General features: G+C 59.0%; 7 protein-coding genes. 2 read left to right on the plus strand and 5 right to left on the minus strand.

The features are described from left to right. Positions 1 to 254: 254 nt before the first annotated feature. Both ubiA and putA read left to right on the plus strand, forming a co-directional pair. Entirely contained in the window at positions 255 to 1,169 is a 915-nt protein-coding gene (gene ubiA / locus INT32_RS08885) for a 4-hydroxybenzoate octaprenyltransferase (protein WP_193088372.1), read from the plus strand. A 368-nt stretch (positions 1,170 to 1,537) separates the two neighbouring features. Beyond that, a complete protein-coding gene (putA, locus tag INT32_RS08890) occupies positions 1,538 to 5,362 on the plus strand; it encodes a trifunctional transcriptional regulator/proline dehydrogenase/L-glutamate gamma-semialdehyde dehydrogenase (RefSeq protein ID WP_193088373.1) in 3,825 nt (1,274 codons plus the stop codon). A 127-nt stretch (positions 5,363 to 5,489) separates the two neighbouring features. On the opposite strand, the gene dctP is transcribed toward putA, so the two are convergent. Genes dctP through INT32_RS08915 form a run of 5 tightly spaced genes read right to left on the minus strand, consistent with a single transcriptional unit; the run spans position 5,490 to position 15,252 of the window. Further along, complete coding sequence (dctP, locus tag INT32_RS08895) at positions 5,490 to 6,701, minus strand: TRAP transporter substrate-binding protein DctP (protein WP_226816811.1); 1,212 nt, start codon at positions 6,699 to 6,701, stop codon at positions 5,490 to 5,492. A gap of 41 nt (positions 6,702 to 6,742) precedes the next feature. Beyond that, positions 6,743 to 9,535, minus strand: a complete 2,793-nt coding sequence (locus INT32_RS08900; RefSeq protein WP_193088375.1) for a hypothetical protein — start codon at positions 9,533 to 9,535, stop codon at positions 6,743 to 6,745. A 49-nt stretch (positions 9,536 to 9,584) separates the two neighbouring features. Then, entirely contained in the window at positions 9,585 to 10,328 is a 744-nt protein-coding gene (tagF, locus tag INT32_RS08905; protein WP_193088376.1) for a type VI secretion system-associated protein TagF, read from the minus strand. 2 nt (positions 10,329 to 10,330) lie between these two features. Further along, the gene (gene tssM, locus INT32_RS08910; RefSeq protein WP_193088377.1) at positions 10,331 to 13,942 is read right to left on the minus strand and encodes a type VI secretion system membrane subunit TssM; all 3,612 of its coding nucleotides are present in this window, start codon (positions 13,940 to 13,942) and stop codon (positions 10,331 to 10,333) included. Further along, positions 13,939 to 15,252 (minus strand): DotU family type VI secretion system protein, encoded by a 1,314-nt coding sequence (locus tag INT32_RS08915; RefSeq protein ID WP_193088378.1) that lies wholly within the window; start codon positions 15,250 to 15,252, stop codon positions 13,939 to 13,941. Before INT32_RS08915 ends, tssM begins: the two co-directional genes overlap by 4 nt. Between the last annotated feature and the right edge of the window lie 2 nt (positions 15,253 to 15,254).

Raw genomic sequence — 15,254 nt, forward strand, 5'->3', positions numbered from 1 at the left:
GCGCAAAGACAGACCCAAAGCGAGGCGCCCACGCACAACAAGCGGCGATATTGACTGGCAGGCTTGATTGACAAAAACCATACCGCGGGACTCCGATTGTATCCACAAACCCGGTCCTGGCAGCAAAAACCACTGCCAGCTTCGCAGGAAATTGCGTCATACCCGCCGCGCGGCCCCCTTGGCTGGCAAAACCTTTAAAATCGCTCTTTCAGTATCAAATACGCCGCGAACCCTTGCGACACTTAGCACATACCATGGCCAGCACTCACTCTGATCTTAACGACATTCGCCACAACGACTGGGTGGAACATTATCTGCCCACCGCCTGGCGTCCGTACGCGCGGCTTTGCCGGCTGGACCGCCCTGTTGGCACCTGGCTCACGTTGCTGCCGTGCATCGCGGCGCTGATCCAGGCCCAGCACGGCATGCCCACGCTGCTGCGTTTTGTGGTTTTCTGCCTGGGCGCCTTGCTCATGCGCAGTGTGGGCTGCACCGTCAATGACATCTGTGATCGCAACTTCGACAAGCATGTAGAGCGCACCCGCTTTCGCCCATTGACCAGCGGCCAGATCTCGCTCAAACAGGCCATTATCTTTCTGTTCGCGCAACTGATGGTGGCCGCCCTGCTGCTGTTTTTCATCAATACCTACAGCCGCTGGCTGGCTGTGGCCCTGGTGCCGCTGGTTTTCATCTACCCGTTGTGCAAGCGCTTTACCTATTGGCCGCAATTGGTGCTGGGCGTCGCTTTCAATTGGGGAATGCTAATGGCCTGGTCTGATACCACCAATAGCGTACCGCTGGCTGCCGTTCTTATGTGGATGGGGGCGGTCACGTGGCAGATCGGCTATGACACCATCTATGCCTATACCGACATGAAGGACGATGAACAGCTGGGGCTGCGATCCACCGCGCTTCGCTTCAGGAACCAGGGACTGGCCTGGCTTATCGGATTTTACGCCGCCACTGTTATCTTGTGGACCCTGCCCGGCATCATGCTGGGGTTCGGCTGGCTGTATTATGTATTCATGCTGGCTATTGCCCTGCATTTTTACTGGCAATTGTCTACCTTTGATATACAAAATCCGGGCCGCAGCTTTACGCTGTTTCGCGCCAACATCTGGACCGGCAGCCTGCTGGTAGCCGGCTCGCTAGGCGGCACGCTGCTGTAAGCACAAAATGTGGTGCACGCTTGTGCGACTGCGACGGTCGGCATCGGCTGGCCGACCCGCATTGCGGGCGATTGCACCCGAGACATAAATGGCATTCGTTGCGCCATATTGGATCGCATGCGCACGCCCAGGCTTGCTTGCGGGCACATACGAAAGCCAGCTGGCAACGGCGACATTGTCGCCAAACCCACCCCACGCTCAAGCAAACCACCCGCCTGCGGTTAACCTGATTTTCCATCAAACCAATATCAACAAATAAGTCAATAAATCCAAAGGTTAACCTAAAAATAAAGGGTTAACCCTAATATTAATTTAGCCACAGATTCGGTACGCTCAGCGTCATCACCCGAACCAGACTTGAGTTGCATATGGCTACGACTACTACACTAGGCATCAAGGTCGATACCGACCTGAAAAACCGCCTTCAATATCACGCAGACAAATTGAACTGTACCCCGCACTGGCTGCACAAACAGGCCCTGATTACGTATCTGGAACAGATCGAACGCGGCCTGACGCCCGACGAGCTTCGGCATCTGGCGCCGGCCGCCACGGACAATGACGGCGCCGTGACCTATCAGCAGGACAGCCGCAAGCCGCCTTTCTACGCGTTCGGCCAGGACGTGCAGCCGCAATCGGTGTTGCGCGCCGCCATCACTTCGGCATATCGCCGGCCCGAGCCCGAATGCGTGCCATTGCTGCTGGAACAGGCCGCATTGGTCAAGCCCGAACAGACACGGGAACTGGCGCTCAAACTGGTCAAGTCGCTCAAAGAAAAAAGCCCCGGCGGCGGTGTCGAAGGCCTGATCCATGAATTTGCCCTATCCAGCCAGGAAGGCGTCGCACTCATGTGCCTGGCCGAAGCGCTGTTGCGCATCCCGGACCGCGCCACGCGCGATGCGCTTATCCGCGACAAAATCAGTCATGGCGACTGGAAATCGCATATGGGCAGCTCTCCCTCCCTGTTCGTCAACGCCGCCACCTGGGGGCTTATGCTCACAGGCAGACTGGTGGCCGTCAACAGCGAGCAGAACCTGTCCAAAGCCCTGACGCGCATGATTGCAAAAGGCGGCGAGCCGCTTATCAGGCAGGGCGTGAACATGGCCATGCGCATGATGGGCGAACAATTTGTATCGGGCCAGACTATTTCGTCGGCCCTGGCCAACAGCCGCAAATTCGAGGCCGAGGGCTTTCGCTACAGTTACGATATGCTGGGCGAAGCTGCCACCACGGCGGCCGACGCACAGCGTTATTATGAATCATACGAACAGGCGATTCATGCCATCGGCAAAGCCTCCGGCGGGCGGGGCATTTATGAAGGGCCGGGCATTTCCATCAAACTGTCCGCCCTGCACCCACGGTACTCGCGCGCCCAGCGCGACCGCATCATGAGCGAACTGCTGCCGCGCCTGGTTGCGCTGACGCGTCTGGCCCGCTCCTACGATGTAGGCCTGAACATCGACGCTGAAGAGGCCGACCGGCTTGAACTCTCGCTGGATTTGCTGGAAGCGCTTTGTGCGACGCGTGAATTCGAAGGCTGGAATGGCATCGGGTTTGTGATCCAGACCTATCAGAAACGCGCCCCTCATGTGATTGATTATGTTATTGATCTGGGTCGCCGCACCCGCCACCGCCTGATGATCCGACTGGTCAAGGGCGCCTACTGGGACACCGAAATCAAACGCGCGCAACTGGATGGCCTGGAAGGCTATCCGGTGTATACCCGCAAGGTCTACACCGATGTCTCCTACCTGGCTTGTGCCCGCAAACTGCTGTCGGCGCCCGATGCCGTGTACCCGCAATTTGCCACGCACAATGCGCAAACGCTGGCTGCCATTTATCACCTGGCAGGAAACAATTACTACCCAGGCCAGTATGAATTTCAGTGCCTGCATGGCATGGGTGAACCACTGTATTCCGAAGTGGTCGGCAGCAAGAAGCTGAATCGTCCCTGCCGTATTTATGCACCCGTTGGCACACACGAAACGCTGCTGGCCTATCTGGTGCGACGCCTGCTGGAAAACGGCGCCAATACGTCATTTGTCAATCAGATCGGCGACGATAACATTGATATCAATACACTGGTTGCCAATCCGATCGAGGTGGCCAGCGCCATAACGCCGCTGGGCGCGCCGCACGAGAAAATTGCGCTGCCGCGCGATTTGTACAACACCGATGGCAAACCCGGCAGACGCAATTCCAGCGGTCTGGACCTGAGCAACGAGCATCGCCTGGGCTCTCTTGCCGCGGCGCTACTCAATGGCGCCACCCAGCCCTGGCTGGCCGCACCCACGCTGTACAACGCCGACAGCAGCGAAAGCGACACCGCAAACCGCAAGCCTATGCTCAATCCAGCCGACCATCGCGATGTGGTCGGGCAAGTGATTGAAGCGAGTACGCAGGATGTGGACCAGGCCATGGCTGCAGCCACCACGATGGCGCCTATCTGGCAAGCCACGCCCATCGAAGACCGGGCCAATGCCCTGCGCCGTGCCGCGCAGTTGCTGGAGTCGCGCATGCAGCCATTGCTTGGCCTGATCGTGCGCGAAGCCGGTAAATCGCTGCCCAACGCCATTGCCGAGGTGCGCGAAGCCGTAGACTTCCTGCGCTATTATGCCGATCAGATCGAAGACAACTTCAATGAAGACCATCATCGTCCACTGGGACCGGTGCTGTGCATCAGCCCCTGGAACTTCCCGCTGGCAATCTTCACCGGGCAGGTCAGCGCCGCGCTGGCAGCCGGAAACACCGTACTGGCCAAACCGGCCGAGCAGACCCCATTGATTGCGGCGCAGGCCGTGGCCATCCTGCATGAAGCCGGCATCCCCAAAGAAGCGGTACAGCTGCTGCCAGGCGCGGGCGAAACCGTAGGCGATCAGCTCGTGTCGCACCCGGACATTCGCGGCGTGATGTTTACCGGCTCCACCGAAGTGGCGCGCATTATTGCCGGCAAGCTGGCCGGCCGCCTGGACAACCACGGCCACCCGATCCCGCTGATTGCCGAGACCGGGGGCCAGAACGCCCTGATCGTAGACTCCTCTGCCCTGGCAGAACAGGTTGTCTACGACGTGCTCAACTCCGCGTTTGATTCTGCCGGTCAGCGCTGCTCTGCCCTGCGGGTGCTGTGTATTCAGGAAGATGCTGCCGATCACGTACTAACCATGATCAAGGGCGCCATGAAGGAATTGTCGGTAGGCTGCCCCGATCTGCTGTCTACCGATGTGGGTCCGGTCATCGACGCGCAGGCGCGCCAGATCATCGAGCGCCATATACTCAAAATGCGCCAGTCAGGACATGCGGTGGAACAGCTGCCAATGGACGCGTCCACCGAAAAAGGCACTTTTGTCTCACCGGCAATTATCGAGCTCAATGACATCAGCGAGCTTGAGCGCGAAGTATTCGGCCCCGTACTGCACGTGGTGCGCTACAAACGGCCAGAGCTGGATGCACTGGTCGACAAAATCAATGCGACCGGCTATGGCCTGACATTCGGCATCCATTCGCGCATCGATGAGACCATCGCCCGCGTCAGCAACCGTATCCATGCCGGCAATATTTATGTCAACCGTAATATCGTGGGCGCCGTGGTAGGGGTTCAACCTTTCGGCGGCCAGGGACTGTCGGGAACCGGCCCCAAAGCGGGCGGCCCCCTGTACCTGTATCGCCTGCTGTCGCAGGGCAATGACGACATGCCAAGAGGCATTGATCTGCCGGGCCTCAATCCTGCCGGCACGCTCTTGCCCGGCCCCACCGGAGAGACCAATGTCTATCGCCTTGTACCCCGGGGTACGGTGCTGGCCTGGCCTGCCTCGGCTGAAGGCGCACGCCTGCAGCTGGAGCAAATTCTTGAAACCGGCAACCAGGCCTTGTTTGTGGACACACCTTCGGTACGGGGCTGGATCGGCGCAATCGCAAATGCAGACAACCGGCAGCGCATTGAGTTTATTGCCGAAGAGCGGATCGATGACGCGGTCCTGGATGCGGCACTGTTCGAAGGCGATGGCGATACCCTGCGCCGCTTGAACTTGCAACTGGCCGCAAAAAAAGGGCCGATTGTTATTGCCCAGGGCCTGCAAACCGATGAAATTACACATGGGCATCGCTATGCCATCAGCGGCCTGGTGCACGAACAAAGCATCAGCACCAATACCGCTGCGGCTGGCGGCAATGCAAGCCTGATGACGATCGCTTAGTGGTTGCAGGGGGCCTGGATAGCGGGTACAAACCGTCACGCCCGCTGCGCCGGGCAAGGGAACTGCCTTTGGGTCCGGCGCACCATTTTTCCTTTGGAGATTCTGCCTTGGAGACGTTGCCCAGGCGTTAGCGGCCAGTATCGGTAGCGGTGGGCGTGCTCTGCCCCGCCTTATCCAGTTCGGCGCCGCTTGCAGCCGGGGCGGCCTCATCAACAGGGGGCGGCTCGGGATTCGGTGAAGCCGGTACGGCAGATGCCGGGACTGCTGCCGGATCACTGGCCGGCGGCAATTTCGGTCCGCGTTTGATATCAGCGTTGGCGATGGTGATCAGATCCTGCCCGATTCTCTCGGACCAATTCTGCAGCACGCCGGATGCGGCATTTTTGAATGCCGCCCTCTGCTGATTAGTCAACCGCGTCACTTGTACACCGGCCTGCTCCAGTTGGCCAACCGTTTCATCCACTGCCTGGGTTGCAGCCTGCGACGTCAGAATCGGCGCGGTTTCGCTGATGGCCTGCTCGGCTGCTGCGCGCACTTGTTGCTGGTCTTCACGCGACCAGTTATTCCAGACATTTTTATTGACTGCAATAAAAATTGGCTCTGCCGGATAATTCCACACCGTCAGGTATTTCTGGCCCATTTCATTGAACTTGAAGCCGGTAAATACCGAGAGCGGATTATCCTGGCCATCAATGGCCTTTTTCTGCAACGCATCGGGCACCCCTGTCAGATTCAGCTGCACCGGCGCTGCGCCCAGGGCCTTGAAAAAGTCCATGAACAGCGGCAAACCAATCACACGAATACGCATACCCTTCAAGTCGGCAGGCGCCTGCACAGGTCGCAGCGCATTACTTAGCTGACGATAGCCCGATGAGCCCCAGGCCAGGGTCACAATACCCGCCTTGTCCATATTGTCCCGTACCAGGTTGCCCAGGTCGCCACGAATCAATGCCGCAGTCCCGTCAATATCGGGAACAAAAAAGGGAAGAGAAAATATCGACAGCGCGCGAAACTGGCTTGACCAGTTGCTGGCCGAAGCAACAGCCATATCGGCCACCCCCTGGCGCACCGCCGTCGCTTCACGGGTCTGCTCGCCTTTGACCAGCGACGCGTTGGGATACATGCGGATATTTACACGCCCTTCGGTTTTTTCCGCCACCAGCTCGCGCCAGCGTTTGGCGGTGCGCCCGATGGCAATCCGCTCATCGGATACAAAGGAAAGCGAATACTCGGGCTTATAGCCACCCGCGCTTTGTGCCGAGGCCGGGCCAGCATGCAGCAGCAAGAATGCAGCACAGGCTCCAGGAAGCAAAAACCTGCACAATACTACCCTTTTCATTCCGTGAACATCCGTATTAGTGATTGATCGTACCTCGCATGTTACTGGAATTGGTGTACAACGGTGATATTTTCACCGGCCTTGACGGTAATCACCCGGACATAACGCGGCAAATCCCCGTTTGTAATCATCACATTATAGGTGCCGGGAGCCAACTGCACACTGCGAAATGGCGGGCTGGCGCCGCGAGATCGTCCGTTGATGAACACATTGCCCCACGGCCGTATCACAAAGGAAACCGTACCTTTTGAGGTACTGCGTGTAGCGCCTGCGCTTCGCTCGGCACGTGCCTCGGCAGCACGTCGGCGTTCACGCTCTTTTTTCAGGCGCGCATCTTGCTGGCGGGCTTTCTCCAGCGCCGCCTGCTCTTTGGCCTGATTCGCTTCCTCTTCGCGCGCAGCATCAGCCGCTTTCATTTCAACGGACTCGTTTATGCCCGAAGCCGGTGCAGCGCTTTGCGCCGTGGATGTTTGGTCCGCAGCAGCGGCGCTGGCGGGACTCGTTGCCGCCTGATTGTCCGTGACCGCATTGGTATTGGCAGTGTTATTGGCTGCAGTTTCGGCCCCGGTAGCCGCTGGCGTGCCGCTTTCTGTTGGCACCTCTGCACCAGCAGCCGGACTGGTGCTGCCAGCAGCGGCGGAGGGTGTCTCCTGGACAAACGTACTGGTGCGTCCCGACAGTGCGCCCTGTGTGGCTGTCTCGGGCGCTGCCGGTGTACTCGCAGCAGTATCCCCAGCCGTACCTGCTGCAGGCGCTGCCGATGAAGGTTGTTGGCTTGCCGCAGCCAGACGCGCCTCTTCTGCCTTGGTTGCTTCTTCGATGCGTCGAGCTTCCTGCTCACGACGTGCCTGCTCTGCAGTGGCCTGGTCGTTGGCAACAGCGCTATCCGCAGCCCCTGGCATCTGCGCAGCGGTCCCGCCGGTGGCGCTCAGCGTATTGCTTTGCTCCGTGGGCATGGGGCTGGCGCCCGTTGCCGACGGTGCAGTGGCCGCGGTCGCTGCAGCCGACTGCGCATTGCCTGGGCCGGAAGCCGGCTCGTTAGCGGCAGGCGGTGTGCTCGCCGCCGTTTGCGCCGAATCGGTCACCGGTGCAGTATTGCTGATGGCCGGGTCCTGACCCGCAGCTTCACCCGTCGGCGCGGCTGCCGGCGAAGACTGTCCTGCCGCACCCGATGCGGCTGTGCTCTCGACATTACCGGCATCTGTTGATGCAGCATTATCCGCAGCTGTAGCCGCATCGGTTGCCGGCGCAGCCTCTGAAGGTGACTGCGATGTGTCAGAGGAAGGTTCGCCAGCCTGGTCGGCCGTCGCCGATGGGGTTGCAGTGGTGGCGGGCGCCTGCGGCGTTGCCGGTTCAGTAGAGGTCGCCACCGGGGGCGTGTCGGCCTCTTTTTGACCCCCAAAACCGAAATAGGCGCCTGCTGCGATGGCAGCCAACACAAGGGCAATCAGCAGCACCGGCGCATTCTTTTTTTCCTCCCGGGGTGGCGCAGGGGCAGCAGGTCCGCCGCCCCCGGGGGCGGCCGGCGGAGAACCGGACACGCCGCCGCTGTCTGTCTCTCTTGCCGCTGCCCCATGACTACCCGCCACGGCTTTTTGCTCGCCAGCGCCTGCGTCTGTCGGCGCGTCCGATGTTGCAGTCACGTTGCCAGCCGCAGCAGTGTCGGTCGCTGCAGCCGCTTGATGATCGGCACTACCCTGTTCACTTGCCAGATGAGCCGCACCCGCCGCACCGGCTACGCCGGTAGTACCCATGGCGGCCAGTCTGGCGCGTTCACTTTCATCGTGATGAGGCTGCGTTTCGTTTGCCCCCGCGCTCGTGGATGTAGCAGCATCGCGGCGCGACTGGCTTTGCGCCTGTTCTGCCCTGGCTTGTTCTGCCCTGGCTTGTTCTACCCTGGCTTGTTCTGCCCTGGCCTGCTCTGCTCTGGCCTGCTCTGCCCTGACTTGTTCTGCTCTGGCTTGTTCTGCGCGGATCTGTTCCTGTCTGGCAGCTTGCTCGCTGGCTTGCGCTTGCCGAGCCTGCTCAGCCTGTGCTGCTTCAGCCTCCTGGGCATTACGCAGGGCTTCTTCCTGAGCCTGTCGTGCCTGCTCAGTCTGGTGTGTCGACTCCTGCTCCGCGGCTGGTGGCTGCCCGCTTCCCTCGTCCTCACGCCTACCGCTGCCTGCTGCGGGGCTCAGGATTCCCTGAGCGGCCAGACCACCTGCAACCGCGCCGGGCACCGCTATGCCGCCCGATGTCGAAGGCGCCACCGGCATAGCCGGTGTGGCGGCCGACAATCCCATCATGGACGATAGTTCATCGACCGATTGCAAACGCAAGGCAGACTGCAGCACCGTGCTCAAATCCACCGTGCGCAGAAACTGGCGCGAATAGCCCGCAGGCGCCGCTGCCGCCAGCGGTTCCTGCGTATCCTTGACAAAACGACGCACCGGGCTTTGCGGCGTCTGCCCGCAAATCATGGCCCGCAACAGGGCGCCCAGGCCGTAAACGTCGGTCCAGGGGCCGATACGCCAAGCCGCATCGTCAGTCTGCAACTCGATGGCGGAAAAGGCTTCCGTGCCCGGCACAACGTGGGTCCCTTGCTTGACAAAAGGCTGGCCGACACCCGGCAGTAGCTTGGCACGGCCTACCGGGTCCAGAAAAACGGTTTGCATGGACCACAGACCATAGGCACGCTGCTGTGCATGTAGTGCCTTCAGTTGTGGCAGCAAATCCAGCACCAGATCTTCCAGCTGTCCCTGTGATGCAGATCCTGTCCCCAATCCGGTCTTTTCCAGCGGCTGCCATGAGGGGTCGACGTTGCTTATAAGGTCCTGTAACGAGGTCGCCATAATGTTGTTTCCTATGCCAGGCTTGTCAAATGCATTAATCGGTAAATAGCTACAATCTGAAATTGGTGTGCGTGATAAACAGCGAATTGAACAGTGTAATATTCAACGCGCCGCCATGCACCATGGACTTTTGCGCAGCACCATTGGCCTGGTTGGTCCACCAGTAACTGTTATGTGCATCGCTGTTAAAGCATAGGGCCAGCTCCGGCCAGCGCGAGTCGTTCTGGTCCAGCTTTTCAATCGGCGCAGTTTCATGGCCGCCGTTCAGAATATCCAGAATATCACTGCTGCCATCGTCTTCTATCATTTGCGTAGAAGCGCGTGTCAGCATTTGCGTCAACGTGCCGCGAGCCCCCTGGATATTCTGCTCGAACTGCGTGGCCGAGCAGCCATGTCCGACGGCAGCCAGCAGGCTGCGCCCCAGCTGCTCGTAAAACCGCCCCGAACCCGACACCTGCTGCGCTTCGTACTGCGTTGCCGGCACATATAGAACCGCCATCAATGGATAGGCGCGTCCCACCCGGTCGCGGCTTGGCGCCAGACATCCCATCTGCACCATATCGCACCCGAGCGAAGCGGGAATCAGGAAATTCCAGATGGGCGCACTCAGATATTCCTGCTCGGCCGACAGCAACACCGATTCATGCATGGCAACAAGACCCGAACTGAGCCAACGGTGCCACCAGCCGATCAGGCTCTGATCGAGCCGTCGATGCACAAAATCACCACTGGAGGGCATTTTTCCATACCAGCCCAGCGATTCGGAAAGTTGGTCAATACTGATTCCGCCCATGTCTAACCCTTCCCTGGACATCTGAAACTGCGCATATCGCTCAGGCGAAATGGACTTTTGGCCGAATAGGCGGCAAATTCCAGGGTCACCCGACGACCACCGATATTGAAGGTGGCGACCGTCACTTCCGGTGAGCGTCCCTGACGCTGGCTGGCGCGGTCCAGCAGGCGATTGAGCGCCCAGGGACCTGATGCGGAAATGCCCGAGGTGCCGATTTGCGGCTGCAGACTGATCGTGACCTGGTTACTGCCCTGCTTACCAGGCCACTCCATGGTCGTGCCCACTTGGGGGCCATGGGCGTAGGTCAGCGTCTGCCCGTCCACTTCCATCACCATCTGCGTGATTTCCGGATCCATATCGATCGGACGAACCGCAACCTTGAATGACGGCTCCAATTTGCCGGCAGCAAAATAGACATCGCGGATGACCGATGCTTTTTCAAAGGAGTCAAGAAAGCCTGCAACGCCACCCTTGCTGCCATCGATGCCGGGCTTGAAGCGCCATTTGCCGCCACTCATATCGACCAGGCTGGCCAGGTTTTCACGGAAGAACTGGTCCATCATCTGCTGGGGACCAAAGAAACGCGCAAAGTCATTGGGCGCCACATCCTTGGATGAATTGCCAAACGGATACCGGCCGGCAATCGAACGCCGACAGAAATTGCCAAGCACGGCATTCACGTCCTCACCCACCTTTTCCTGACGAACCCCGGCCACCTGCCGTGAAGCGGTGACCGACAGATCTGTCAGCACGCCGCCTACTGCCGGGGGCACCCGCCCCGCCTCGGCCTGCAGCTTGGTCAAGACATCTGCCGGTGGCAGCGGACTCTGGCTGCGCAAGGCGGTATCGGCCGCGGTCAGATAGGTGTACAGTTCATTGAGCAGCCCCGTCGTGCCCTCTATCGGCGGGGGCACGCCCTGGCCTGCACTGCGGGCCAGTTCGCGATACTGCACAAAATGGTTATCGACAATTTTTTCCAGCTTCTCTTTGGTTGCATCGCGGCGTATCGGATTATCGATCCCAGTTGCGCCGAACATGGATTCGAGCGACTGGGTCGAACCGGACACCCGTTCCCGCGCCCGGTCGAGCAGGGAGCGCTGATTCGCTTCGTCCTCGCGCAGCAGCGTGGTCTCCAGGGCGACCCCTTTGACAAACTTGACCAGTGGTGAATTGGACGAGGACAGGCTGCGGGCGATTTCTATGCTCTGTAGCATCGTCTGCGGTTTGCGCACCGACACATCGGCCAGATAGTTGTCCCAGTACTGCACATAGTCGTCAAAGTATCTTTTTTTTACATCTTCGAACAGCTTGCGATTGCTGCCATCGGCAAAGCTGCCGGCCTTGATCTCAAGCACCCATGTGTCGTCTTCGCGCAACTGCGTGGCGACATTCTCTACGCTCTTGCTAAAGACGTTCCAGTAGCCGTTGTAGGTATACAGCCCGGGGATCCCCTCATTGAGGGGCTTGCCGCTTTTGCGAAAAAAAACCGTAGAGGCTTCAGCGCCACCCAGTGTGATAAAGGTGCTTTGTGTCAGGCTCTGGCCGGACAACAGGCGCAGCATGCGGCTGTACACCCGTTCGGCCAGCGCATGGCGATCAAGATTGCCCCGCACCCGCTCGATCAGCGCGTCATTCCTGGGAAACGGTGAAGACATCACCCCGTTGTTGAACAGCCGGTTGATATGCAGCTTGAGCTGATCATAATCCTGCGTGGTGTAGCCTGCGGGCAGAATTTTCTGCATATCGGACAGTACCCACGACTGCAAAAACGACGGATCGTAATGCTCGGTATCGTACATCATGAGATAGGCACGCAAGGCCTCGTACGAGTATTCCAGATCGTCGGGCGGGGCATTTTCCAGCGCATTTTCGATACGTCGCGACACTTGCGGCAACAGGACTTGTTTGATCGTCTCATCGTAAATACTATTGGCCGCCGCAGCGATCTTGCTACCCTGATAAAGACCGAAAGTATTCCAGACCGGCGGGCTTTCGACCGGGAAGTCTTTGCCATTGGGCAGGTCGGTCGTCGCATTCATAAACGGCACCAGACCCAGCACATCGCCCGATTCGGTAATCTTGATATCCCGGCTTAGTTGATTAAAGCCAGGCAGCTTGTCGCCGACATGCTCAAGATAGTTACGATTGTTCCGGTAGCTATTGAGCCACGCCAGCAGGCAAACGGCAAGAACGGCAGTCAACAGCACATAACCACCCCACTGGATCGTACGATAGCGGCGTTCCCATTTCAGGTTCAGGCCAGCCAGCATGGACTCGGGAAAGACCACATCCTTGAGCAGATTATGCAGGAAGTAGCTTTTCCCCGTTTCCAGCGGAATGCCTGATCCCTGGTCCCGGATGCCCTCGATCTTCAGATATTTCTTGAGCTGGCCGGTGACCCGATCGAAGGTCTGGCCGCCTTGCGTACCGCTGGTGAAATAAATGCCTCGCGGAATCACCACCGATTCAAACTTGGAACTGGAAAATACGTCGCTCAGGAAATGCCCCAGCACCTGGCGCAGGCCGGCAAACTGTTGCGGCAGCAGATACGCCAAGGCGCGTCGCGTGTCGTCCTGCTCTGCAGCCAGCACATCGGGCAGGGCTTCGTAAAGCCGTTTCTGCAGCAATTCGTACTCGGCGTCATAGGCAGTCATCAGCTTGAAGTCTGGCTTTTGCGCCTGCTCGTACGGAATCGTAAAGCCCCAGATCTGATCCAGTTCCTGCCGACTGAAGGTCGCAAAATACTCTTCGAACCCGGACAGCAAGTCGGTTTTGGTCACCAGCACGTACACCGGGAAATGAATACCCAGTTCTTCGCGCAGCTCCTGCAGACGGCGACGCAGCACTGCGGCGTGGGCCACCCGTTCCGTGTCGGTCGCACTCAGCAGATCGGCCACGCTCACTGTGAGCATCACGCCGTTGATTGGCTGGCGTCCACGATACTTGGTCAGCAGGTTCAGAAACCCCTTCCACTCCTGCTCATCGCCGGTCGGATCGCTTTCGTGTGTGGTATAGCGACCTGCCGTATCCAGCAACACGGCCTCGTCGGTGAACCACCAATCACAATTGCGGGTACCGCCGATGCCCTTGAGCGCCACTTTGCCGAAGCGGTCCGCCAACGGAAAATTGAGTCCCGAATTGACCAGCGCGGTTGTTTTTCCCGAACCCGGCGCGCCAATGAATACGTACCAGGGCAATTGATACAGATACTGCTTGGAAAAGCGCGCCAGCGGCGACTTGTTCTCACCGGCTTCAAAACGCGAATTGCGCAGCAGCGTAATGGCTTCGTCGAACCGCTCAGACAGGACCTTGATCTCGGCGCGCTCGGCTTCGGGCATCGCTTTGAGCTCGGCTTCGGGCTTGGGCTTGCGCAATTGGCCCAGCAGTTGCGCATTAAGCCGCCCTTCACGCCACTTGCGCCAGATAATACGCAGTAGCCAGATGGCCCAAATGGTGCCGATCACCCAAAGACGCACCTCCCGGGAATCGAGCAAATACCAGTTATTGACCGACAGGCTCGGGCCCACCGTCCAGATCAGGAACGATATGACCAGCAGCCCGAGAAAAACCCACAGACCACGACTGAAAAGAAAACTGAAGAAGCGACTGATCATCGGTTCGCTCCCCGCTCGGGCATGGCAGACGGGTCAGCCGGGGCAGACGAGCCCGGCGCAACAGGCGAAACAAGCAAGGTAATCTCCACGCGTCGATTGCGTGCCCGATTTTCCGCCGTATCGTTCGGCGCTACCGGGTCGGCCTCTCCGCGACCCTCCGCACGCACCCGCAGTTTATCGGTCAGGCGTTCATCCAGCAGTTTTTTGACGGCGTCAGCACGAGCCTGGGACAGTTCCCAGTTGGAGGGATATTTAATGGTCTTGATCGGTACATTATCACTGTATCCGGTGACCAGAATATTGCCCTGAACTGAATTGAGCGCATCGGCCACGCGTGAGAGCACCGGCAGATATTGGGAGCGGATGGCATCGGCACCCGACTCGAACAGACCATCGCCGCGCAGCACAATCACGCTGCGATCGGCTTCGTCACGAACGGTCAGTAAATTTTCGCGTATTTCAGGTGCAAGAAACGGCGCAATCCTGTTGGTTTTGACTGGTTCGCGTTTGACCTGCGGCGCGCTGATCTGCACCGTTGGCGGTTTGATTTTAATGACGTCTGCAAACAGTTTGTCCGAACGATCTCCCAGGCTCCACTGCAAGCCAAGAAACGACAGAAAACCCAGCGCTACGGCCAGCACGGCAAATACCCACAAGGGAATCGGCAGACGCCGCACCTTGTTTAAAATCGGCGCATCCTGCCAGTGCGGAGACAATGCGGCGGCATATTGGCCACGCGCATTGCGCAAGATAAGCAACAGGCGCTGGCGCAATGTTTCCAGTTGCGAGCGGCCGTTGTCCACGACCCGATAGCGGCCCTCGAAGCCCAGCACCAGACAATAGTAAAGCAGCTCCAGCAGGTCGATGTGCTGCGCCGGGTTCTGCGACAGCTTGGCAAGCAACTGGAAAAATTTCTCGCCACCCCAGGTCTCGTTATGGAAGGTGACCAGCAGGCTATTGGCCGACCACATCCCACCGCCGCCCCAGGGCGTAAGCGCCGCCGCTTCATCCAGTGCCGTGCACAGACAATAACGCGCGCCAAGAATCGTCTCGTTGCGTATGCCTGCATGCTGCGCGCGCAATTCAAACTGGCGCACTTCATCGACCAGGTGTTCGCGCAACTGGGTGGGCGATGGATGCGAGCGGGTATTGCGAATTTGCGGAATCAGTACCAGCAGCGGATTGGCCGCGGCAACCAGTGTATTGGAACCGCTAATGACATAGTCATCGGGCCGCAATTTGCCTGCATCGGGCACCGCGGTGGAGTTTGCCCAGGGACCAATTGGCGTCCCCGCGAAATTTTCTGCCATGT

Source organism: Advenella sp. FME57 (genome assembly GCF_014897675.1).
Taxonomy (GTDB): domain Bacteria; phylum Pseudomonadota; class Gammaproteobacteria; order Burkholderiales; family Burkholderiaceae_B; genus Advenella.